Source organism: Furfurilactobacillus milii (assembly GCF_009864005.1).
Taxonomy (GTDB): domain Bacteria; phylum Bacillota; class Bacilli; order Lactobacillales; family Lactobacillaceae; genus Furfurilactobacillus; species Furfurilactobacillus rossiae_B.
Genome location: NZ_WEZQ01000027.1, coordinates 25654 through 49520 on the forward strand (window position 1 = coordinate 25654; position 23867 = coordinate 49520).

General features: G+C 44.8%; 25 protein-coding genes and 1 other RNA gene. 4 read left to right on the plus strand and 22 right to left on the minus strand.

The features are described from left to right. Positions 1-257: 257 nt before the first annotated feature. The 3 genes from groL to GB993_RS12510 form a co-directional block, all read right to left on the minus strand. Positions 258-1892 (minus strand): chaperonin GroEL, encoded by a 1635-nt coding sequence (groL, locus tag GB993_RS12500; RefSeq protein WP_161004548.1) that lies wholly within the window; start codon positions 1890-1892, stop codon positions 258-260. A gap of 70 nt (positions 1893-1962) precedes the next feature. Then, complete coding sequence (groES, locus tag GB993_RS12505) at positions 1963-2247, minus strand: co-chaperone GroES (RefSeq protein ID WP_017262141.1); 285 nt, start codon at positions 2245-2247, stop codon at positions 1963-1965. Positions 2248-2495: 248 nt separating this feature from the next. Then, a complete protein-coding gene (locus GB993_RS12510; protein WP_161004549.1) occupies positions 2496-3158 on the minus strand; it encodes a redox-sensing transcriptional repressor Rex in 663 nt (220 codons plus the stop codon). A 364-nt stretch (positions 3159-3522) separates the two neighbouring features. Between GB993_RS12510 and GB993_RS12515 the strand changes: the two genes are divergently transcribed. Beyond that, the gene (locus GB993_RS12515; RefSeq protein WP_161004550.1) at positions 3523-5481 is read left to right on the plus strand and encodes an ABC-F family ATP-binding cassette domain-containing protein; all 1959 of its coding nucleotides are present in this window, start codon (positions 3523-3525) and stop codon (positions 5479-5481) included. A gap of 92 nt (positions 5482-5573) precedes the next feature. On the opposite strand, the gene tsaD is transcribed toward GB993_RS12515, so the two are convergent. The 19 genes from tsaD to GB993_RS12610 form a co-directional block, all read right to left on the minus strand. After that, positions 5574-6614: a tRNA (adenosine(37)-N6)-threonylcarbamoyltransferase complex transferase subunit TsaD gene (gene tsaD / locus GB993_RS12520; RefSeq protein WP_161004551.1), complete on the minus strand. Its 1041-nt coding sequence runs from the start codon at positions 6612-6614 to the stop codon at positions 5574-5576. A gap of 167 nt (positions 6615-6781) precedes the next feature. Next, positions 6782-7243 carry a ribosomal protein S18-alanine N-acetyltransferase gene (gene rimI, locus GB993_RS12525; protein WP_161004552.1) on the minus strand — a complete coding sequence of 154 codons (462 nt, stop codon included), beginning with the start codon at positions 7241-7243 and terminating at the stop codon, positions 6782-6784. Beyond that, positions 7236-7844: a ribosomal protein S18-alanine N-acetyltransferase gene (rimI, locus tag GB993_RS12530; RefSeq protein WP_161004553.1), complete on the minus strand. Its 609-nt coding sequence runs from the start codon at positions 7842-7844 to the stop codon at positions 7236-7238. The genes rimI (GB993_RS12525) and rimI (GB993_RS12530) overlap by 8 nt, the downstream gene beginning before the upstream one ends. Then, on the minus strand, positions 7828-8550 hold the full coding sequence (gene tsaB, locus GB993_RS12535) for a tRNA (adenosine(37)-N6)-threonylcarbamoyltransferase complex dimerization subunit type 1 TsaB (RefSeq protein WP_161004554.1): 723 nt from the start codon (positions 8548-8550) through the stop codon (positions 7828-7830). Before tsaB ends, rimI (GB993_RS12530) begins: the two co-directional genes overlap by 17 nt. A gap of 279 nt (positions 8551-8829) precedes the next feature. Next, a complete protein-coding gene (gene galE, locus GB993_RS12540; RefSeq protein WP_161001740.1) occupies positions 8830-9822 on the minus strand; it encodes a UDP-glucose 4-epimerase GalE in 993 nt (330 codons plus the stop codon). 83 nt (positions 9823-9905) lie between these two features. After that, positions 9906-10682 (minus strand): acyl-[acyl-carrier-protein] thioesterase, encoded by a 777-nt coding sequence (locus GB993_RS12545; protein WP_161004555.1) that lies wholly within the window; start codon positions 10680-10682, stop codon positions 9906-9908. Beyond that, the gene (rsmI, locus tag GB993_RS12550) at positions 10683-11570 is read right to left on the minus strand and encodes a 16S rRNA (cytidine(1402)-2'-O)-methyltransferase (protein WP_161004556.1); all 888 of its coding nucleotides are present in this window, start codon (positions 11568-11570) and stop codon (positions 10683-10685) included. A gap of 14 nt (positions 11571-11584) precedes the next feature. Continuing rightward, the gene (locus GB993_RS12555) at positions 11585-11935 is read right to left on the minus strand and encodes a DNA replication initiation control protein YabA (RefSeq protein WP_017262130.1); all 351 of its coding nucleotides are present in this window, start codon (positions 11933-11935) and stop codon (positions 11585-11587) included. A 51-nt stretch (positions 11936-11986) separates the two neighbouring features. Then, a complete protein-coding gene (gene holB / locus GB993_RS12560) occupies positions 11987-13000 on the minus strand; it encodes a DNA polymerase III subunit delta' (protein ID WP_161004557.1) in 1014 nt (337 codons plus the stop codon). A 28-nt stretch (positions 13001-13028) separates the two neighbouring features. Beyond that, a complete protein-coding gene (locus GB993_RS12565; RefSeq protein WP_017262128.1) occupies positions 13029-13358 on the minus strand; it encodes a cyclic di-AMP receptor DarA in 330 nt (109 codons plus the stop codon). A 57-nt stretch (positions 13359-13415) separates the two neighbouring features. Continuing rightward, positions 13416-14057: a dTMP kinase gene (gene tmk / locus GB993_RS12570; protein WP_347877362.1), complete on the minus strand. Its 642-nt coding sequence runs from the start codon at positions 14055-14057 to the stop codon at positions 13416-13418. 67 nt (positions 14058-14124) lie between these two features. Beyond that, positions 14125-14964, minus strand: coding sequence for a glucosaminidase domain-containing protein (locus tag GB993_RS12575; protein WP_161004559.1), 840 nt, complete (start codon positions 14962-14964; stop codon positions 14125-14127). A gap of 216 nt (positions 14965-15180) precedes the next feature. Continuing rightward, positions 15181-15426 carry a YaaL family protein gene (locus GB993_RS12580; RefSeq protein ID WP_161001746.1) on the minus strand — a complete coding sequence of 82 codons (246 nt, stop codon included), beginning with the start codon at positions 15424-15426 and terminating at the stop codon, positions 15181-15183. 66 nt (positions 15427-15492) lie between these two features. After that, positions 15493-16092, minus strand: a complete 600-nt coding sequence (gene recR / locus GB993_RS12585) for a recombination mediator RecR (protein WP_017262124.1) — start codon at positions 16090-16092, stop codon at positions 15493-15495. Between the two features lie 18 nt (positions 16093-16110). After that, complete coding sequence (locus GB993_RS12590; protein WP_017262123.1) at positions 16111-16416, minus strand: YbaB/EbfC family nucleoid-associated protein; 306 nt, start codon at positions 16414-16416, stop codon at positions 16111-16113. 53 nt (positions 16417-16469) lie between these two features. Beyond that, positions 16470-18383, minus strand: coding sequence for a DNA polymerase III subunit gamma/tau (gene dnaX / locus GB993_RS12595; RefSeq protein WP_161004560.1), 1914 nt, complete (start codon positions 18381-18383; stop codon positions 16470-16472). A gap of 187 nt (positions 18384-18570) precedes the next feature. Further along, positions 18571-18667: signal recognition particle sRNA small type (gene ffs, locus GB993_RS12600), an RNA gene on the minus strand. Positions 18668-18719: 52 nt separating this feature from the next. After that, the gene (locus tag GB993_RS12605) at positions 18720-19238 is read right to left on the minus strand and encodes a nucleoside deaminase (RefSeq protein WP_161004561.1); all 519 of its coding nucleotides are present in this window, start codon (positions 19236-19238) and stop codon (positions 18720-18722) included. Next, a complete protein-coding gene (locus tag GB993_RS12610) occupies positions 19231-19848 on the minus strand; it encodes a class I SAM-dependent methyltransferase (RefSeq protein ID WP_161004594.1) in 618 nt (205 codons plus the stop codon). The genes GB993_RS12605 and GB993_RS12610 overlap by 8 nt, the downstream gene beginning before the upstream one ends. A gap of 233 nt (positions 19849-20081) precedes the next feature. Here GB993_RS12610 and nrdH point away from each other — a divergent pair, with 233 nt between their 5' ends. The 3 genes from nrdH (at position 20082) to nrdF (ending at position 23816) form a co-directional block, all read left to right on the plus strand. Next, positions 20082-20309, plus strand: coding sequence for a glutaredoxin-like protein NrdH (nrdH, locus tag GB993_RS12615; RefSeq protein WP_161001749.1), 228 nt, complete (start codon positions 20082-20084; stop codon positions 20307-20309). A gap of 98 nt (positions 20310-20407) precedes the next feature. Beyond that, complete coding sequence (nrdE, locus tag GB993_RS12620) at positions 20408-22573, plus strand: class 1b ribonucleoside-diphosphate reductase subunit alpha (RefSeq protein WP_161004562.1); 2166 nt, start codon at positions 20408-20410, stop codon at positions 22571-22573. A 265-nt stretch (positions 22574-22838) separates the two neighbouring features. Further along, entirely contained in the window at positions 22839-23816 is a 978-nt protein-coding gene (gene nrdF / locus GB993_RS12625; RefSeq protein ID WP_017262117.1) for a class 1b ribonucleoside-diphosphate reductase subunit beta, read from the plus strand. Positions 23817-23867 lie beyond the last annotated feature (51 nt).

Genomic DNA, 23867 nt, shown 5'->3' on the forward strand with positions numbered 1-23867 from the left:
GTGGCGAGGTTTATGCCACTTAGAATTGTAGGACGAGCTTGGAAACGTGCACTTCGGTTCCAAGTCGAGGTTAAAGACACGCGGTCTTTGCGGGGCTGAGACCGGTCCCATGAAACGGCGTCTTTGGCTGATGCAACGGCAGCCATCGTTAATATTTGCTGCAAAACAAAAAGTCAGAATCTACGGCAGTATCGCGTAGGTTCTGACTTTTAAGTTTGCTGTTAACAGTTAACAAACAGCATTGATGTTCAATTAAGCTACATCATACCGCCCATTTGAGCAGCTTGTGCAGCGGCAGCAGCATCGCCACCACCATTATCTTGCTTTGGTTCTTCAGCAACAACAGCTTCAGTCGTCAACAATAATGATGAAACAGAAGCAGCATTTTGCAAAGCGGAACGGGTAACCTTGGTTGGGTCAACGATTCCGGCATCAACCATGTCAACCCACTCGTCAGTTGCAGCATTGTAACCAATGCCTGGCTTTTGTGACTTCAACTTTTCAACGATAACGGAACCTTCACGACCGGCGTTTTCGGCGATTTGACGAACAGGTTCTTCAAGAGCACGACGAACGATGTTAACACCCGTTTGGACGTCTCCTTCTTCTTTCAAGTCGGCCACAGCACCGATAGCGTTAACCAATGCAGTACCACCACCAGATACGAAGCCTTCTTCGACAGCGGCACGCGTTGCGTTCAAGGCATCTTCAATCCGGTAACGACGTTCTTTCAGTTCAGTTTCAGTAGCAGCACCAACGTTAATCCGTGCAACACCACCAGATAACTTAGCCAAACGTTCTTGCAACTTTTCCTTGTCAAAGTCAGAAGTTGTTGCTTCTAATTCAGACTTGATGTTTGCAACACGTTCGTCAACAGCAGCTTTGTCGCCAGCGCCTTCAACAATAGTCGTGTTGTCCTTAGTGATCGTGATCTTACCAGCTTGACCCAACTGATCAACAGTTGTGTCCTTCAAGTTCAGACCAAGGTCATCAGTGATGACAGTACCACCAGTCAAAGCAGCAATATCTTCAAGCTGTGCCTTACGACGGTCACCAAAACCAGGTGCCTTAACAGCAACAACGTTGAATGTCCCACGCATCTTGTTCAAAACAAGGGTTGGTAAAGCTTCACCAGTAATATCATCAGCAATGATAAGTAATGCACGGCCTTGTTCAACAACAGATTGCAACAATGGCAAAATGTCTTGAATGTTGGAAATCTTCTTATCTGTAATCAAGATATAAGGGTTGTCCAAGTCAGCTTCCATCTTGTCATTGTCAGTAACCATGTATTGACTCATGTATCCACGGTCAAACTGCATTCCTTCAACGACATCAGAAGTTGTTTCAATTCCCTTGGATTCTTCAATGGTAATAACACCATCGTTACCAACCTTTTCCATAGCGTCAGCAATTAACTTACCAACTTCTGGATCAGCGGCTGAAATTGACGCAATTTGTGCGATGTCAGACTTAGTCTTAACGTCGTGACTCATCTTGTGCAAAGCATCAACAGCGGCAGTCGTTGCTTTTTCAATCCCAGTCCGAATGCCAACAGGGTTAGCACCAGCGGTAACGTTCTTCGTCCCTTCGTTAACGATGGATTGTGTCAAAACAGTGGCAGTCGTTGTACCGTCACCAGCGATATCGTTAGTCTTGGAAGCAACTTCAGCAACTAACTTAGCACCCATATTTTCAAAGTGGTCTGATAATTCAACTGCCTTGGCAATCGTGACACCATCGTTAGTGATGGTAGGTGAACCATAACTTTGTTCCAAAACAACGTTGCGGCCTTTAGGTCCAAGGGTCGTCTTAACTGTGTTTGCTAATTTATCAACACCGGCAAGCATTGCGCTGCGGGCATCTTCAGAAAACTTTAAATCTTTAGCCATTGTGAATTTCCACCTCAACTGTAATTTATTGTGATTTTCTTTTATCGTTCAAACGCACTGTAAACTTTAACTAGTCCACAACTGCGACAATGTCTTTTTCATGGAGAACGAGGTAATCATTGCCCTCGTACGATACTGCTGTGCCGGCGTACTTATCAAACATAACGGTGTCGCCTTCCTTAACAGATGGTGCAACCTTTGTACCATTGTCTAAGACGCGGCCTTCACCAACTGAGATAACCTTCCCAGTGGTTGGCTTTTCTTGAGCGTTGCTGGCAAGCACAATGCCGCCAACAGTTTGTTCTTCTTCTTCAGCAGCTTGTAAAATAACGCGATCTCCTAATGGTTTTAACACGTTAATCCCTCCAATAATTTCGTTGAAATTAAATGTTTTTAGCACTCTTACACGTTAAGTGCTAACAACATGCTCTATGATAACCATGCCTGTTTATGAATGCAAGTGTTTTGGTCAAACTTAGTCAAAAAGTTTGTCAGCTGTCTTAGAAACCGCATCACAAAAGGCGTTTGGAGAATCAGTCAAACCATTTTTGTCTGACCAACGCCCCAAACGCCTATTCAAGAAGCAATAATTCAGTTTTCTAATTAATCCTGAGACTTTTCGTTTCCGCCCAACAACTCGCCATAATTGTCAATAAAATAGATCAACGTTTGGAGTTCGTTAGTCAAATCAACATTTTGAACCCGAATCGAATCGGGAACAGACAACCGTCGAGGCGTAAAGTTCAAGATTCCACGTACATCGGCCTTTGCCAATTCGTCAGTGACCTCTTGCGCCGTGTTTTCGGGCACCGTAATAATTGCAATGGCAATCTGTTGATCACGCAATTGTTTACCCATCTCTGACAACGGATAAATCGGGACACCACTTTGAACCGTGTTGACGATATTGTCATTAACATCAAAAGCAGCACTGATTCGAACGTTACTGTTCTGATGGAAATTAAAGTTAAGCAACGCATGCCCAAGATTACCAACCCCGACCAATGCGACATTAGTCAATTGATCCTGATTGAGAATCTTTTTAAAGAATTCGATCAGTTTAGGAACATCGTACCCATAACCACGTTTGCCCAATGCGCCAAAGTAAGAGAAATCACGGCGAATCGTCGCTGAATCGACTTTAACAGCCTCAGACAGCTCAGTGGACGAAACGCGCGTTTTATCCGCATCCAGTAAAATATTTAAGTAACGGTAATAAATCGGCAGCCTTTTTGCTGTCGCGCGTGGAATTCGTTGTTCAGCCACAGCGGTTCACTCCTTTTAATCCTACATTTGTTTGTGAAAATAAACTATACGTAAATTATAGCATAAGGACGGTTATTGTGAAGCATATTTCATACCAGCTTTCGGGCATTTCACAAACTGATAAGGGCATTTCGTAAAATGCCGGGGTAAAACTAGCAAATATACAAGCCTTTATACCTGTTTCAAAAAAGGTAAAACAGGCGGTCTTGTTAGCTTAATCACAACGACAAAAATGTTATTCTTCACAAGCTGTCCCAATTTTGAACATTCCAAACGTTTTTCGCGGACTGACAGCCCAACATAGTGTCACCGCGCTGAACATGCTAGAATAGTGTTTAACTAATCCAAATGAAGGAGCACGCATATGTTAGTTCTTCAGGTTCAACAGGTCGCTCGCCGTTTTGGCGCAGACACCCTGTTTGAACATGTTTCGATGACAATTGAAGACCACGGCCGTGTAGGGCTGGTTGGTCGAAATGGTGCCGGCAAGTCCACTTTGCTTAAAATTATCGCTGGTATTAATGATCCCGATGAAGGTACAGTATCTGTTGCCAAAGGCATGACCATTGGGTATTTGCCACAAGATGCTGGGCTCGATTCAGACAACACTGTATGGGATGAAATGCTGACGGTTTTTGCTGCCCAGCAGCAACAAGAACGACAATTGCGCGAATTGGAACAGCAAATTGCCGATCCCACTGCTGATCATCAAACTGACGCTTACAAACGTTTATTAAATGCTTACGATCAAACGCAACACGATTTTGAGGCAAATAACGGCTATGGCTACCAGGCCTCAATTCGTGGTGTTTTACACGCTTTTCATTTTGATGAATCCACCTTTCAACGCAATGTCATGAGCTTTTCAGGTGGTCAAAAAACACAGCTCGCACTCGCAAAGTACTTGCTGCAACAGCCTGACTTACTTATTTTGGATGAGCCCACTAACCACCTGGATATTGAAACGTTGTCATGGTTGGAAGACTACTTGAAAGGCTATCCTGGTGCAGTCTTGATTGTTTCACATGACCGTTACTTTCTCGATCACGTGGTGCAGGATGTGTTTGACATGAATCAGCACACACTGACTCACTACCATGGCAACTACTCTGCCTACTTAACCCAAAAGGCCGAACGAATCAAAACCGAACAACGGGCGTTTGAAAAACAACAAACACAAATCAATGCGCTTGAGGATTTCGTCAATCGTAACATTGTTCGCGCCTCCACCACTAAACGGGCTCAGTCGCGGCGCAAGCAATTGGAGAAAATGGACCGTTTGGAAGCGCCTAAAGATGATGATCAATCTATTCGGATTCGTTTCACACCTGATAGCGAAAGTGGCAAGGAAGTCCTCAATGTCGACAATGTCAGCATTGGCTATGAGTCCGATCATCCACTGGCAACTAACGTAAACTTTCACGTTGTCAAACAACATGTTGTGGGCATTATCGGACCAAACGGGGTTGGCAAATCAACCCTGCTAAAATCAATTCTGCATCAGCTCCCCTTGTTGGCGGGCACCGTTAAGATTGGTGGCAGTGTCACTATTGGCTACTACGATCAGGAACAAGCCGTGCTTCACGATGAGAAAACCGTTTTAAAAGAAGTGTGGGACGAGCATCCTACCATGCCTGAACGGGATGTGCGCACCCTACTCGGCAGTTTTCTCTTCACTGGTGATGACGTTGCAAAACCCGTTCATAATTTAAGCGGCGGCGAACGTGCCCGTTTGTCACTCACTAAATTGTCGCTTGATCATGACAACTTTTTAATTCTTGATGAACCGACTAACCATTTAGATATCGATTCGCGAGAAGTACTGGAAGAAGCACTTAACAATTTCATGGGGACTGTTTTATTCGTTTCTCATGACCGTTATTTCATCAACCAGGTCGCCACAGAAATCGTTGAATTGTCTGCCTCGGGGACACAATGGTTTGAAGGTGATTACGATGATTATCAGGCCGAACTCGCTAAACGGTCAGCCGCGGCTGATGCCGAGCATCATGAGACTGAGTCTGATAGCTCGGCAACTGCCAATATATCAAATTATGCTGCTAATAAAGCTGAACAACGTGAGCAAAGGAAGTTGCAACGCGCTGTCGATGAGTTGGAAACGCAAATTGATGATCTTGACCAACAAAGCCAGACAATAACTGAGGCAATGCAGGCGCCTGAAAACGCCAGTGACATCGGTAAGTTAACGGACCTTCAACATCAGTTGGACGACCTGGATGCCCAAAGTGACAGTCTGTCAGAAAAGTGGGCAGCAGCTGGGGAAGCATTGGAAGCCTATAATAATGATCACCACCTACACTGATTTAAACAGACAATTGAAAAAAGGGATCACATCTAGCCGGCCACTTGCCGCATTGATGTGATCCCTTTTTCAGTTGTAACTATATTTACATTTTATGCTTCAACGCCAGTTAGCCAAGGAAATTCCAAGCTCGGGTCTGCATTGAGGCTCATATCAGCACGATCACCTTTAGCATAAGCAATGTGCGCAGCCGCACCAATCATGGCCGCATTATCACCACATAATGCCAGTGGCGCAGCGACAAGCTTCGTTTGTGGTGCAAAACGTGCCATCTTAGCCTTCAAAGCGTCACGAAGACCATGATTTGCCGCAACGCCGCCAGCCAACACAAGCTGTTTAACTTGGTACCGTTCCAGAGCAGATAATACCTTGGTGACCAAAACGTCCACCACGCTAGCCTGAAAACTTGCGGCTAAATCTGCACGATCTAACTGTTCGCCACGCTGGTCTGCATTATGCACCGTGTTAATAAACGCACTCTTAAGGCCACTGAAGCTAAAATCATAGTTAGCTTCATGGATCATCGCCCGTGGAAAATTAAACGTATCGTGACCTTCGTGCGCTAGCCGATCAATTTCCTTACCAGCAGGATATGGAATACCCAGCACGCGGCCCACTTTATCAAAGGCTTCCCCGGCGGCATCATCGCGGGTGTCGCCAATAATTTCGAATTCCCCAGCTGACTTCATCAACACGATCTGGGTATGACCGCCAGACACTAACAACCCAAGCGATGGGAACGTCAAAGGTTCGACATAACGGGCCGCATAGATATGCCCCGCCATATGGTTAACAGGCACCAACGGCAAATGATGGGCGAAGGCAAACGTCTTAGCAGCAGTCACACCAATTAGCAATGATCCGACTAAACCTGGTCCATAAGTAACTGCAACAGCCGTTAATTCTTCAGGCGTCACATCTGCTTCAGTCAATGCTTTGCGAATGCCAATGGTAATTTCCTCGATATGATGGCGACTGGCCACTTCCGGCACGACACCACCAAATCGTTGGTGACTCTTAATCTGTGTTGCGACAAAGTTACTTAAAATGTGCTCCCCGTTTTCTACAACAGCAACACTCGTTTCATCACAACTTGTTTCAAAGGCTAAAATCAATTCACGTGATTCTGTCACTGTTTTCTCCTTTTTGAGCTCGGACCTTCCCGAGCTTCGGCATCACTCTTCTAAAACGTGCACCCAACTTCTGAATCCTGTGCATAAGCTACAACCCAAAGTATTCGGAAAACCACCGATTGCCACGCCTTCCACGTTATTGCTCAACTTCTCCCAGGGCTTCGGCATCACTCTATCTTCTTTTGCATAATCCAGGCATCTTCGACGGGACGGTCGTAATAATCAGGACGACGCATCAATTTATGAAAGTCGAGACTCTCATACAACCCCAATGCAGCCTCATTATGAACCCGAACTTCTAAGGTTACCACTGTCCCGGCTTCATATCGTTTGAGCCAAGTCGTCAATAATTGTTTACCAAGACCATGACCTTGCCATGATCCTACGATACCCAAATTAGTCAGTTCCAACTGATCAATGACTTTAGTTCCGCTAAGAAATCCCACGGGCTGGCCCGCTACTCGAACTAGCCAGTACACACTGGTTGGTGCCTGCATGTTCTCTTCAATCACTGGTTCCGACCACGGCGCGCCGGTCGGATATGCAGCCTCACCCAATGCTTCAATCAAGGCCGCCCCACGATGCATACTTTGTGGATGAAACGGTTCACAGATAACTTGATTATTCATGGCTTGACTCGCTTGTTGGGGCCTTAATTAAAGGGACCATCATGTCAACGGCATCTTCGTGATCGCCAAAGTAATAACCACGCTTAATCCCCGTTTGACGGAAACCAAGCTTGTGATACAAGTTTTGTGCCCGTTTATTACTGATCCGAACCTCCAGGGTAACCTGGCACATCCCCATATGCCGTGCCTTTCGAATCAAAGCGCGCATTAAGAATTCACCAAGACCATCACCCTGCCAATCTGGCAATACAGCGATATTTGTGATGTGGGCATCCTTACGTTGTATATCAAACGAACATCCGGCAAAGGCAATCAACTGATCATTTTTACGAATTACCAAGTATAGCCGATCCTGTTTTCGTTTAAGTTCGTTTGCAAACGCCTGTGCGTCCCAAGGGGTCTTGCCGTCGTAAACTGCTCGTTCAACCCCTACAATTTCTGGAACATCTGGAAACTGGGCACGACCCAAAAAGTACTGGGTATCGCGAATCATCAACCGATGATTCTTGATGTCCAAATCCTCGGCTTGCTGTTGTCGAACCTCACTGGCAAAGTGGCGCCGATACCATTTTTGAAAAGCCTGCTTATACTTCTTCAACATAATTTTTGTGGTCTTCTCCTGGATGAGCTGCTGCCCACTGAGCTTCAGCAGGCGACAGACGTAAGTATTGGGGCACGAAAGAATCAATATCATCAATAGCTTTAAGCGGCATACCTAATTGCCCTAGCACGCCGGCATCAGGCAGGTTATCGTCGCCTTCAGTAAACGTGACCGGAACATCAAGTGCATCTGATAAGGCATCGTGATAACGTGTCAATTCGCCAATTAACGTTACGGGATGACCGGCCGCATTCAATTGCGCGGTCCAATCTGGGATGTTGGTGTGTTGGTCTGCAATAACAGGGACGGGCTGGCCGTTTTTAATTTGATACAAGCCAGCATATAACTGCGTATTTCGTGCATCAAAAATAGGACTGACAAACGTTCCTTCCGTTTGGACACTGCCTGCCAACACAGCTAAACTCGATACCCCCACCAACTGAATGTGAAGTGTCGCTGCCAGAGTCTTCGCTGTTGTCACAGCAATCCGCAATCCAGTATAAGAACCAGGACCCTGGGCAACGACCACGCGGTCTAGGTCCTCCGGTTGCCACTGCTGATCTGCCATCAATCCAGTAATTGTCGGCATCAGTTGGACGCTGTGATCCAATTGCGTTGCAGTTGTTTTTTTAGCAATAACTTTTTGATCAACCAATAGTGCAACACTCATTGGCTGGTTTGATGTATCTAACGCGAGAACCTTCATGTAAATCCTGACTTTCCGTTCAGTGTTCTATAGACAGCAATAATATTAACACATCTAACATGGGCGCGTGAACTTCCCAATATGTCATAGTCTTTTCACAAACATTAGCCCGTTACCTGTGCGTCTCTTAAAATGCCTTAAATCGAGGACTAATAAGGCACAGCTCATGTGTTTCCATGCGCTTAAGCACTTTACTATTTTTTGATAACCACGAAAAAAACTTCGTTGCGCAAACGAAGTTTTTTTACGTAAATCAAGTTAACAATAAATCAAAGCAGACTAACGATCTTCATAACCGTTTGGATGACTTTGTGTCCAAGCCCATGCAGTCTTAATAATGTCATGAACATCATCATATTGCGGCTTCCATCCAAGGATATTACGGGCATCTTCCGATTCAGCGACTAATGAATCAGGATCTCCGGGGCGCCGTGGTGCAATCTTGGCCGGAATTTCTTTCCCGGTCACTTCACGAGCTGCTTCAACCATCTGTTTAACAGAAAAGCCAGTGGATGAGCCCAAGTTAAACGCACGACTCTCATTGCCTTCGTCCAAGTATTTCAATGCCAAAATATGAGCATCAGCTAAGTCCAGAATATGAACATAGTCACGCACATTAGTGCCATCTGGTGTATCGTAATCGTCACCGTACATATCAATATGGTCACGTTCACCAAGTGCCGTTTGCAAAATAATTGGAATTAAATGTGTTTCTGGGTGGTGATCTTCACCGATGGAACCATCAGCCTTAGCACCAGCTGCATTAAAGTAACGAAGTGCAACCCATTTAATACCGTAAGCAACGTCACACCAATGAATCATGTGTTCCATAATCAGCTTACTTTCACCATAAGGGTTGATTGGCTTTTTCTGATCGTCTTCATGAATCGGAATCCGTTCAGGAACACCATATGTAGCAGCAGTTGATGAGAAAATCATCCGTTTGCAGCCCTGTTCATGCATCACTTCCAACAACGTAATCATGCCATAAACATTGTTGTCAAAGTACTTCAATGGATCTTTCATGGATTCTGGCACAATGGAAAACGCGTCCATGTGGATAACACCATCAATGTTTTCTTTTTCGAAAACGCTGGTCAGAAACTCGCGGTCACGGGTATCGCCTTGATAAAAGCGCGCCTTTTCATTAATAGCAGCGCGATGACCAGTAGACAAATTATCTACAACAACCACGTCGTAACCCTTTTCAATTAAACGATCCACCATGTGTGAACCGACGTAACCGGCACCACCGGCAACTAAAATTGACATTTTATTTTCCTCCAAATCGTTAACATCGGTACTATCATAGCATAACCTGATTGACCACAACAGCACCGGTCAGCACAGATGCATTAATCCACCGTTGTTGCGGATAATGGCCGCCATGTCAGCGTTGCTTCAGCGTACCGCTCATCATCACCCATGATGTGATGATGGGTAGTTACGGTTCCGTCTTCATTGTTAGCCGGCGCGGTCACTTCGCTTTTTACCGTGCTTCCATAACGGACTTCATTTTCAAACCGAATCGCCAAATGGCACAACTCGTGATGCATCAAAAATTCTTCATCTAGAGCATCCATCATCCAATCAAAATAGTGCGAATTGTTTACGTGATGATTTGAATCCAAGTCAAAATAGCGCACCCGATACGTCTTGGTTGCCGCCACGTCTGACTCTTCAAAACTAGTTGGTCGTGATAAACGAGGAATCCGTTTGACCACCTCAGAATGGTAAGGCGCCACGGCGTCGTCTGGAATGGCGACCATTTTACGGGCTTCCAGGTCCATCACCACGCAGATTGTATCCACATGAACCAACTCGTTGCCCTGCTCATCCTCTAAAAAGAATTGGCGATAGGCAAAATAACGATTATTAGAGGTTGCCTCCGTTATCAAATGCACCTTTTCGTGATCGCGAGGCAACCGCTTAATATCTATTTCGTACTGAGCAATAACCCAGCCGTAGCCCTTGGATAGCATGTACTCCGTGCCAACACCAAAGCTGTCAGCCTGATCATAGGAAGTTAGCACCAGCATGTTAATTAACATGCCTAACGTTACCTTACTCGTTAAATCTGTTTCGTAATACTGAATTTTATGCTCTTCATCATACCGGTTCTGTTGCGTCATTTAATTGTCCTCGTTCAAGTGATGGTAGGTTGCATAAACCTCTTGCTTGCGTAACTGGCGGGCTTTAGCGACAGCTTTAATTGCATCGTTAGGCTTGTCACCTCGAGCAATCAACGTCTTAACGTGCTCTTCCACCGACTGACTCAGCAGCGGATCCTGCTCTTCAACGGGCGGTTTAGTGTTCCCACCAATTAGAATGACAAACTCACCGCGCGGCGGGTTATTGGATAGCCATTCTAAAATTTCACTAGCAGTCCCACGAATAAACTCTTCAAATTTTTTAGTTAATTCGCGGCAAAGCACCAGTGGGCGATCCGGACCGACCGCGTTTGCAATTGCAGTTACCGTCTTCGCTAATCGGTGCGGTGCCTCGTAAACGATCACAGTTTCCGGATGCTTGGCCAAATCGGTGAGCTCAGCCTTTTGTTCCTTAGACTTGCGATCTAAAAAACCGTAAAAATAAAATGGTTGTGGTACTAGGCCACTGGCAATTAATGCTGTTAGGCCTGCATTGGCCCCCGGTAGTGGCACTACTGGCAACTGTGCAGCCACAGCAGCAGCAACTAATTCCGTTCCTGGGTCGCTGATTGATGGCATCCCCGCGTCGCTCACCTGGGCTATATTTACACCAGCGCGAAGTTTATCCAATAATTCCGGGATTCGCTCTTGCGTATTGTGCTCATGAAAACTAATTTGTTTTGTCTCAATATCAAAGTTGTTTAATAATTTCTGCGTGTTGCGCGTGTCCTCAGCCGCAATCAAGTCGACCTGTTTTAGCGTTGCAACCGCCCGGTACGTCATATCCTGCAAATTACCAATCGGTGTTGGTACTAAAAACAGCGTACCGGATTCGTGTGGCGCAAAACTGCGCTGACTTGTTGCTACCATGCCTGTGTCTACTCCTAACTTGCTTTAATTGTTCGATCCCGTTCTCCGTAAATGACGTCTAAGCAAAATGCGCAAGAGTCATTTTCTTCTCTCCGTTGACCGTAAAACTCACGGCAAACGTGAAAACCGGTCTCGTACAATCGTTCTAAATTCTGTAGTGATTTAGACAATCGTTGCTGTGCTTCGGTCGTATCTGTATCAGTACCGAGTAATTCACGTAAATGTTGGTTTTCGACAGTTAATTCAGCATTCTCTTCGGACAATGCCGTAACCTGCTTTTTTAATGCGGCCAACTGATCCAAAATTCCTGTCGTCTGATCTTGCAAGTGCTCAAAATCGTCGAGCATTGTTTGTCGTTTATCCACGATTACACCTCCATCAGTGTCATCATTGCATCGTTTCAAAACTGGCAATCATCATTTAGAAAGAACGTTAAATGCCTTCAACGTCAATGATTCGGCCACATTTTGAAAACTAACGTTGCGTTCGAGCAACTGCTTTGATTGTAACCCTAAATCTGTAACGTCGACGAGTTGCTTTTTTGAATAACGCGTCGTTAATTCCTGTAAATCCTTGCGATGACTCGGAAAACTCATGACAAATTTTTCCTGATCAATATTTTCTAATAGCATGTCACGAAAGCCAGCCAAAATAATGTCCAAAACAATTCGCTGATGCGGACGATCCTTGGCCAATGGCACAAGTGTCGTTCCCACCGTAACAAACGCACTCATATCAGGCTTCAATAGTTGACTTTCCCACTGCCACACAGCAGCCGCAGTTTGACCAAGCCAGTCATCGACTAACCACTCAGCCGCTTGATCCGGACTATTAGTCAGCCGGCTGGTCAACGCTAATAAGTGCTTTCCAACACCGACTGATTCGAGCTGGGACTGAAGTTCATTGACTGCTAATGGTTGCATCTCCATTTCCTGAGTCCGTGAAACGACAGTCGGTAAAAGCAAATTGGGATTGGTCGTCAGCAACAAGGCCGTAATGTTACCGCTGGGCTCTTCAAGAAACTTTAGCAAACTGTTGGCTGCACTAGCAGTCATCGTTTCAGCTCCGGCAATAATGAAGACTTTTTTATTGCCTTCCATCCCACTTTTGGAAAATTCAGATTTCAGCAAACGAACTTGGTCAACTTTAATTGAGTTCCCTTCTGGTTCAACAATCAATACATCCGGATGCTCACGTTGACTAATTCGTTGGCATTCCTCACATTTGCCACAAGGCTGACCATCTTGCAGGTTAATACAAAAAAGGCGCATCGCAATCCACATTGCGAGCTCCTCCTTGCCACTGCCGTTTGGTCCGGCAAATAAGTACGCATGGGCCAGTTCATTTTTTTTAATTACATTTTTAAAATGCTGAACCAGCACAGGTTGGCGCTGTTCAGCAATCGTTAAAACATCATTATTTGTTGACATATTTCCTCGTTAGCAGTGCGGTTAACGACTAAAACTGCTGAAACGCCTCAACTGGTAGTACAAAACAAGTTGCCCCACCAACTGTGACTTCAACTGGATATGAAGCAGTCTGATCCATTGAAACATCCATATTAACTGGCGGTGTCATGAATTGATCCCGAGTGTGTGATGTCTCCTTAATGAGATCCATGACTTCCTGAACGCGATCATCTTCGATTCCGATCAAGAACGTGGTATTACCCGAACGTAAGAAACCACCCGTCGTTGACAACTTTGTGGCTCTAATATTTTGTTCAATAAACTGATTACTCAGCCGATTACTATCCTTATCTTGAACAATAGCAATAATCATTTTCATATGCGTAATTCCTCCTGTGAAAAAAGCTCGCGACCGCGATAACGGGGCTCCGTACAATTAAAACAAATTCGGGAACCGTTGAGCAATCACCTGTTTCGTGTCGGTAATCACTTTTTCCAGCGGTTGGTTCGCGTCAATTAGTGTAATGCGTTGTGGTTCGTCTTGCAACAATTTAAGGTAAGCGTGCCGTACACGACGATGAAATGACAGTTCTTCATTATCCAAACGATTGATTTCATCTGATCGATATTCATGAATTCGTGTTAATCCTACCTCTGATGGTACATCAAAGTAGATTGTTAGGTCTGGTGTAAGTCCCTTTGTAGCAAAAAGGTTCATTTCTGCTACAGCAGCCTCACCAATTTCACGGCCAGCGCCTTGATACGCAATCGAACTATCAACGTACCGATCAGAGAACACAACCTTACCCGCATCTAAAGCTGGCAACACCGTTTGGACCAAATGCTGGCGTCGCGCCGCTGCGAACAGTAAAGCTTCGGTCCGCGCATCCATCTCCGTGTTGTCTTTATCCATGATAATTGCACGAATTGCTTCTGAAATCTTATTACCACCCGGCTCACGGGTTGTCAGTAATTTCTCCCCTAGTTGCAATGAATAATCATCGATCAGCGCATTCAGAACACTAGTTTTTCCTGCCCCATCGGGCCCCTCAAAAGTTATAAATGCGCCTGTTTTCACTATTCCAAACTCCCTTATCGTCAATACGTTCATTGTACTTTAGAATAGGGGTCGCTGTCTAACGTAATTACACGGCAGCTGGCAATTCCAATTTGGTTCCGACTGTTAAATGACTTTGGGGCGCGCGATGGTTGACCTTCGCCAATGAATCTATTGGCAACTGCAAGGCCTTCTCAATCCGATGTAGTGTATCTCCTGGTTGCACGGTATAATCCTTCATTTGTGGTAACCACAGCCATTGGCCTGGATAGATCCACCACCGAATCGGTGTTTGACTCACTTGACTGATTTGGCCCATTGAAATACCACTGGCCATGCTGATTCGCCACCAGCTGTCACCCGGTTGAATCACGTACCGCCGCAAAGTATCTTGTTGCTGCGGTTGATTAGCGCTGTCCGACATTTCAGCTGAATTAGCTGCCGCCACTGTTGGGTGTTGACCAATGTCTGATTTTCCCTGATCCCATCGGGTTAAATTATTAGCCCGAATGATTTGCATTAGTTCGTCCGCATATGCAGGATCAGTAGCATAACCATCGCTTTGCAATTTCTGCGCAGCCAGCCATGCATCTCGCTCACCTAAAACATTGTGATACCGACTATTCACGCTCAAAAATTGACCGTGATCCGCAATACTTTCAATAAATGACGGGTAAGCTCGAAAATTTGCCCACACAGACAGTGAATACCCGTTAACAACCTCGCGGGTTGGCATGCGAACCGTTGCCCCATCAATATTAGCTCCTTTAATACCAAATAGATTATGAGCATTAGTGGCCAGTTGTGACGTCCCCCATCCGCTTTCCAAAATAGCTTGTGCTCCAGTCACCGAGGGTAAAATTCCATAGTGAGCCCAATTTTGTTGAGCACCTGACTCAACTTGCATTAAAAAATCTGTTTTATTCATTGCCTTCCCAGGCTCGCATAACCCCAATATGAGAACAATTACCGATACTGCTATTGCTAAACGTTTCATTCGAAACTCCTCCGTCTTTTGTGATCTACCCATTACATACGCAAAAGACCAGAGAAATTAACGCCATCAAAAAAACGTTTGCCAGAGTTCAATGCACAATTCTCCAGCAAACGTTTTTCAATTATTGTGTCTAAATCTTGATCATAATTAATTATCAATCACTGAGGCCTGCAATCTGCCCCGAACTTTTCGTTCTCGTGCCTCACGGAATAACAGCATATATTTTTGTCGAGCCAACGCAGTTTGTGCCGAAAGTTCACGGCCGTTGCCTTCATCTACGACCGCCGTTTGAGTCTCAACCGCTCGGTCCCAGCTACGCTTTGCTCGATCAATATCATCCAATAATGCTTCATTATATTGCCCACGCAAGCGTGGACGACGACTAAATAACATCTTGACCTCCCACATCGCTCACGCTGATACAATTTCCATTCATATGAGAGTACCAGCGTCTATCGTCTACATTTCAGTCCGGCCCTCAACAGCTTTAAGTAAGGTCACTTCATCAGCGTAATCAATGTCAGACCCTACTGATAGACCATGAGCTAACCGAGTCACCTTGATGCCCGCTGGCTTAATCAACCGTGATAGGTACATAGCAGTAGCTTCCCCTTCAGGCGTGGCATTTGTTGCCACAATGACTTCCTTCACTTCGTCATGTTCCTGAAGCCGTTTGACCAAGCTAGTGATGTTAATATCTTCAGGCCCCTTACCTTCAATTGGGGACAAAACGCCGTGCAAAACATGGTATAAACCATGGTATTCACGCATTGATTCCATCGACATAATATCTTTGGGCTCTTCGACCACTAGAATCGTACTTTGATCACGCGATTTATCGGAACAAATCGCGCATGGATCTTCTTCAGTGATATTGCCACAGATTGAACAGAAGTGTAGGTCCCGTTTGGCCGAAATCAATGATTTAGCAAAACCAGTCACATCATCACCATCCATATCAATTGTATAAAAGGCTAGCCGTGTGGCGGTTTTTGCACCAATACCCGGTAACTTCATGTAACTTTCAATTAATTGCGCAATTGGTTCTGGATAATCCATTGTCTACCTCGTTTGTGCTTACATCCCCAGGCCACGGCTGTATTTACCCATAGTACTGTCCGTTGCCGTGTCAATTTGTGTCATTGCATCATTAACGGCTGCTAAAACCATGTCAGCCAACATGTCAGGGTCATCCGGATCAATTGCATCAGGATTAACAACCAAATCAGTCATCTTGTGATCTCCTGTAAATGTGGCCTTCACCATATCATCTGGTGCTGAACCAGTGAAAGTTTGTGCTTCTAGTTTTTCTTGATCTGCCTTCATCTGCTTTTGCATCTTTTGTGCCTGACGCATAATATTTTGCATGTTGCCACCCATCATAATCTTCATTCCTCCAAAAATAAGTTATTCATAATTGGTCATCAACTGACCGTTTAATCGTTTTTGATAGTCACGTTATCAGCGCCAAACAACTGTTGCGCTTTTGTTACCAATTCATTCTCCGGCTCACTGATACCAGCGTCTTCCGATGGCGAATCAAGTGGTGCTGACGCCGGCTCATCTGAAACCGGCGATTGCTGCCGATCAGTAGTAGGCCCAGCTGGGGCCGCTCCACCCGTTAATTCTTCTTTATGATCCGTCAAAAAGTCCTTACGAATCTGCGGCCACTGATCCTCTGGAACAAACCAAACATCCGTTGTATCGCCAGTCAATCGGTTAAGATTGTTCTCCAATGCTGTTCGCAAACCATCATCGGTAGCTGCCTTATCGAAGAAAAAGGCATAACTAAATGAAACAATTACACCCTCATTACTAGCAGCAACAGGCTTTGAAACATGCATCATCGCTTTTTGTGTCACGGGCAGCGTATCCAATAAGTCGTCCCATACGTCACGCATCGCATCTAAATCATGCTTTGTGGCGGCTCGTAACACTGGATAAATTTTCGCCAAGTTAACGTTTGCACTCGCATGGCTAGCAGTAGCAGGCGTCGTTTTGGCCCGTGCCGGCTTTCCTGTCTGCGTGCCCGTGGTTGATGCTGGCTGATTCGTTGGCGCTGGCGTCGCGCTAGTTGTCGAGGCCGTTTGAGTACCTTGAACACTATGAGACGAAGTTTCTACAGTGGGTGCCGGCTGTTGCGGTTGGGTCGTCGTTGCGCTTAAGCGGCTCACCGTTTGCTTCAACTGTTGAATTTGCGTCTCCAGTTCAGCGACTTCAGCTGCATTAGAAGCGCTCCCCGATGTGGGGGCCTTAGTTGTGCCCACATTCGGATATATCTGTGCTAGCTTAACCGTCAACACTTCTAAATAGACATCGGGATGCGTTGTGAATCGCAACTGCGCAGCTACCTCATTTAAAGCGTTGATCATTTGGTAAAAAACGTCAGGATCTGTATTCTTACTCAATTGTTGAAAGACATCACCGGTAGTATCACTGCCGGTTACCATATCAGGCGCTTCTTTATAAAGAAGCAGGTCACGAACGTAGCTGATTACGTCCTCTACAAATCGACCAGCATCTTTACCATCGTCTAGGACCTTTTGGAGGGCAGCTAATCCGGCCGTCGTTTCGTGAGCAACCACCTGTTTGACATAGTCTGCCAATAAGCTTTCCGTCACACTACCCGTGACTAACAAAGCATTGTCGAGCGTCACTTCATTATCGCCAAACGAAATCGTTTGATCCAAAATACTCAAAGCATCACGCATTCCGCCTTCTGCCGCATTAGCAATGACCTTTAAAGCTGGTTCCTCAAAATCAACTTGCTTTTGCTTCAAGATGTAAACCATTCGGTCAAAACTTTCTTGAGCCGTAATTCGTTTGAAATCAAAACGCTGCGTCCGTGAAATAATGGTCGCCGGAATTTTATGCGGTTCCGTGGTGGCCAAAATAAAGATCACATTTGCCGGCGGTTCTTCCAAAGTCTTCAATAAAGCATTAAAGGCACCGGTTGATAACATATGCACTTCATCAATAATGTAAATTTTGTAGGTGGCCTGTGTCGGCGCGTATTTGGCCTTATCACGAATGTCACGAATTTCTTCAACACCGTTGTTAGAAGCAGCATCAATTTCAATGACATCGTTTAGCTGACCGGCCGTGATTGCCTTACAAATATCACAATTATTGCACGGCTCGCCATCCTTTTGATTTGGACAATTAATGGCCTTGGCAAAAATTTTCGCCGCTGATGTCTTACCAGTCCCACGTGGTCCACAGAAAAGGTAAGCATGACTTGTCTGCTGGGTCACAATAGCATTTTTTAATGTTTGCGTAATGACGGTCTGCCCAACAATTTCATCAAACCGTTGTGGCCGCCATACCCGATAAAGGGCTTGATAACTCATGTTAAACTCCTCATATTGCTGTTCCTTATCGTGCGAAGTATCCGCACTTCGTTAGCATTCCTCTAAATCAGTATAAAGGTTTTAGACCCGAAAGATAACACCAGGACTTCCAAATCTCAACTTGTATTTAAAAATAAATAAAAAGCGCTCAACCAGTTGTTAAAGCCATTGGTCAAACGCCGTTAATTTCAATAAAACATGAAGCACAAACCGTCGCGGACTTAGTGCTGCTACCTTCCGGTCCTGACACAATTCGTGAGGACGACCTTGCCTCATGGCCTTTCGGCAATTAATAATACTACGCTATTTACGTCATAAAAGCTAGTGTTTTGCTTGTCATTTTGTTCGTTGCGAACTCGGTTTCTTTGCACCACGTCCTCGACGGATTGCCCGGAAAAAATTCTGCATAAGCGCGCTGGCTTGATCTGCCATGAGTCCCTCATGAACAATAACTCGATGATTAAAACGTGGGTCTTCCAGCAATTGGTATAAAGAACGCACTGTACCAGCCTTAGGGTCTCGGGCACCAAAATAGACTTCAGGAATCCGAGCGTTGATAATGGCACCACTACACATGGGACATGGCTCGATGGTGACAAACAACTGACAATCTTCTAGTCGCCAAGTGTTAAGTGTATGATTAGCTTCACTGATCGCCATGATCTCCGCATGCAATGTTGCATCTTGAGCATGCTCACGCAGATTATAGCCACGACCCACAATTTTCCCCTGGTGCATGACGACTGCACCAATCGGCACTTCACCAACACTGCCGGCAATTCGTGCTTGCTTCAAAGCCTCGCTCATCCCTGCTTCAGCAATGGTCGGCGTTATATTTTCGTTCATCTCAGCCATTAGCCTGATCACTCGCAATTGATTCCAAGATATAGTAACCCTTATCTTTTTTAATGATTTCACAATTGCCAAAAATTTTCTGCATTAGTTTCTTTGCAGAAGGTGCACCTTGTTTCTTTTGCAAAACAACGGTTAAGCGACCATTAGGCAACAAATGCGTTTGGGCACCTGAAATCATGCCATCAACAACCGCTTTTCCTGCGCGAACAGGCGGGTTAGTAACAATGGCCGCATATTTATTAGTCACCTTTTCGTACTGATCAGACGTGTGGATGGTTGCATTATGAATTTGATTTTGCTCTGCATTCCGTTTGGCCAGGGCTAGTGCCCGTTCATTTACGTCGACTAACTCGACGGTACGATCAGGATTGTCTAAAGCAATTGCAAGTCCAATAGGACCGTACCCACAACCCATATCTAAAATTGAACCTGACGGAATGTCGTGTAGGTTTACCGCATCCAATAAAACCCGTGAACCATAGTCAACAGTGCGTTTCGAGAAGACACCGTTGTCAGTAGTAAACATCATTTCATGGCCTAATAGACGAAAATTCCACGTCGCTTCGTCGTGTACAACGTCCGGATTTGGCGTATAATAATGGTTGTTCATCATTTAAGTTAACCTCGTTTCTGTTTTCATCATAATGGAATCGCGCATAAAAGTAACGAAAAAAATTCGAAATTTTATAAACCCTTTGAGGACACCATATCTTGTGGATGCATCGTATAAATGCCACAAAATATGGTATTTTTTTGTTGCATTTCAATCTCCAGCCACTATACTTAGGTCATCAGCAAAACCAGTTTTTAAGTTCAAATGTGCAGAGAGAGGAAGTGGCCATTATGGCTAAAGTTGTTGTATTTACAAAGGATAATTGCATTCAGTGCAAGATGACAAAGCGTTTTTTGAACGCACATAACGTTGATTTTGAGGAACGTAATATTAATCAGCATCCAGAACTGATCGACTACTTAAAGGGGCGCGGTTTTCAAGCAATGCCGGTTGTTGATGCAGATGGTGTCGATGCAGTGTCTGGTTTCCGTCCAGATGTGCTGGCAAAGCTGGCTTAATTTTCCATCATTCTATCAATGAACACGGCTCAGGCGTACGCGGAGCGTTGGCGTGCGTCTTTTCTTTTATCAAAAATCAATCAGGGAGTGACAGAAAAATGGCATTAAAGGATTTAAAGGACGTCACGTATTACGATTTGAACAATGAAATTAACATTCCCGTTAACGGGCAAATTCCGTTGAACAAGGATAAGGAAGCCCTCGCTGCCTTCTTAACAGAAAATGTTGAACCCAACACCATGAAGTTTGACTCGCTTCGCGAACGCTTTGATTACCTGCTTGATAACAATTACATTGAACGTGACTTTTTTGAAAAGTATGACTTTTCTTTTGTTGAAAAACTATATGACTATTTGAACGCTCAAAATTTTCATTTCAAGACGTTCATGGCCGCCTACAAATTTTATGCCCAGTACACACTCCGTACAAATGATAATCAACAATATTTAGAAGGCTTTATCGACCGTGTTGCAATGAATGCACTGTTCTTCGCTGATGGCGACGAACAGCTGGCTATGGACCTAGCCGATGAAATCGTCCACCAACGTTATCAACCAGCTACACCTAGTTTCTTAAACGCTGGTCGAGCTCGTCGTGGTGAATTGGTATCTTGTTTTGTCCTCCAAATGACAGATGACATGAATGCCATTGGCCGTGGTATAAACTCCGCTCTGCAACTGTCACGTATTGGTGGTGGCGTCGGTATTAACCTCTCAAATTTACGTGAGGCCGGCGCGCCAATCAAAGGTATCGCCAATGCTGCATCTGGTGTTGTGCCTGTTATGAAATTACTGGAGGACTCTTTCTCCTACTCTAATCAATTAGGACAACGGCAAGGTGCCGGTGTGGTTTACCTCTCCGTTTTCCACCCAGATATTATCGGCTTCCTTGGTGCCAAAAAGGAAGCTGCCGACGAAAAGGTACGGGTTAAAACACTTTCGCTTGGTGTAACCGTACCGGATAAGTTTTACCAATTAGTGGCTGCTGATGAAGATATGTACCTATTTTCACCGCAAAGCGTTGAAAAGGAATACGGCAAACCATTTTCATATGTCGATATCACTAAAGAGTATGACAATTTAGTCGCCAACCCCAACATCGCCAAAAAGAAAATTCGTGCACGAACGCTAGAAACTGAAATCAGTAAGCTTCAACAAGAATCCGGTTACCCTTACGTCGTTAACATTGATACAGCCAACTTGCATAATCCAATTGCCGGCAAAATCATCATGAGTAACCTTTGTTCAGAGATTTTACAAGTCATGACCCCTTCTAAAATCAATAACAAACAAGAGTATGACGTTCTTGGCAAGGACGTTAGTTGTAACCTTGGCTCAACAAACATCGTTAACTTGATGGCCTCTCCTGATTTCGGCCACTCCGTTGAGGCAATGGTTCGTGCCCTCACTTACGTCACGGACCACAGTAATATCGATGTTGTCCCTAGTGTTCAGTACGGTAACCAACAAAGTCATGCAATCGGTTTAGGTGCCATGGGATTGCACGCCTACTTTGCAAAGAACCACATGCACTATGGTGATGAAGACTCCCTCGACTTCACGAAGGTTTACTTCATGTTGCTGAATTACTGGTCACTTAAAGCATCAAACGAAATTGCTCGTGAACGCCATGAAACGTTTGCTGGGTTCGACAAATCTGACTACGCCAATGGCACCTACTTCGACAAGTACATGACGAAGGATTGGGGGCCAAGCCGTGATAAGGTGGTTGAACAGTTTAAGGGCATTTTTATCCCCACAAAGGATGACTGGGCAGCGTTGAAAGCAGATGTTATGAGGGATGGCTTGTATCACCAAAACCGGATGGCCATTGCGCCAAATGGTTCCATTTCCTACATTAATGACACAACTGCTAGTTTGAACCCCATTGTTAACCGAATTGAAGAACGTCAAGAAAAGAAAATCGGTAAGATTTACTATCCAGCACCATATTTATCCAATGACACCCTGCCATACTATCAGTCGGCCTATGACACAGACATGCGTAAAGTAATCGACATTTATGCCACTGCGCAAGAACACATTGATCAAGGAATGGCGTTAACTCTGTTTATGCGCTCAACGATGCCTGAAGGCCTCTATGAATGGAAAAACGGCCGCACCGACAAGATGACCACCCGTGACCTTAACATTCTGCGTAACTATGCATGGAAAAAGGGTTGTAAGTCTGTCTACTACGTTCGTACCTTTACCGACAACAACGGTGAAGTCGGTGCAAACGAATGTGAAAGTTGCAGTATCTAGTAAGGTGAGCGTGACCAGACCGAGGTTGAATCCGAGCAACAACAAGAGATTAGTATTGTACAAGTGGTCTTTGCTTGTACGGTACTAGTCTCAGGTTGTGCACAGGATTCAGGTCTGGGAGCGCGTTATCGCTATATAAAAGGTATGCAATAGATTTTTGAGACTATATATTTCCAAAATTCACTAATGACAAACACCCTTTCTCGTTCTACGATAATCATAATTAACTGATAGCATACAGAAACATCCGACACAGGAGGACAATATGGAAAACGGCAATTATAAAGCCATTAACTGGAATCAAGTTTCAGATGAAATTGATAAAGCAACTTGGGAGAAACTCACTGAGCAATTCTGGCTCGACACGCGGATTCCCGTTTCAAACGACATGGATGATTGGCGCACCTTGGATGACGATCACAAATGGGTGGTCGGTCACGTCTTCGGTGGTCTAACCTTGCTGGACACGCTCCAATCACAAGACGGTATGGCTGCACTACGTCGCGACGTTCGGACGCAACATGAAACTGCCGTTTTGAACAACATTCAGTTTATGGAATCTGTTCATGCCAAAAGTTATTCAACCATTTTTGAAACATTGAACACGCCCGATGAAATCGACGAGATTTTCGACTGGAGCGATTCTGAAGATCTACTGCAGAATAAGGCTAAACGGATTTATACGTTGTACCACGACGATGAGAACCCACTCAAAAAGAAGATCTCCAGTGTTTTCCTAGAAACCTTCCTGTTTTACTCTGGTTTTTACACACCACTTTATTACTTGGGTCATAACAAACTAAACAACGTTGCCGAAATCATCAAACTGATTTTGCGTGATGAATCTGTCCACGGTACTTACATTGGCTACAAGTTCCAACTAGGAATGAAAGAATTAACAGAAAACGAACAGCAGTCCTTAAAGGATTGGATGTATGACTTTCTTTATTATCTTTATGACAATGAAGAAAAATATACGCACCTCGTTTACGACCGTGTCGGCTGGTCGGACGATGTTTTGAAGTTCATTCGTTACAACGCCAACAAAGCACTGATGAACTTGGGTCAAGAACCTCTCTTCCCAGATACTGCTGAGGACGTTAATCCGGTCGTTATGAACGGAATTTCAACATCCACTTCTAACCACGACTTCTTTAGCCAGGTCGGAAATGGTTACCTACTAGGAAACGTAGAAGCCATGAACGACTCGGACTATGATATTGGTGGTAAGAAGAAAAATTAGTCGTTTATAGTAAAAGATGCAATGAAATAAAAACCATCCTAATTTAAAGGA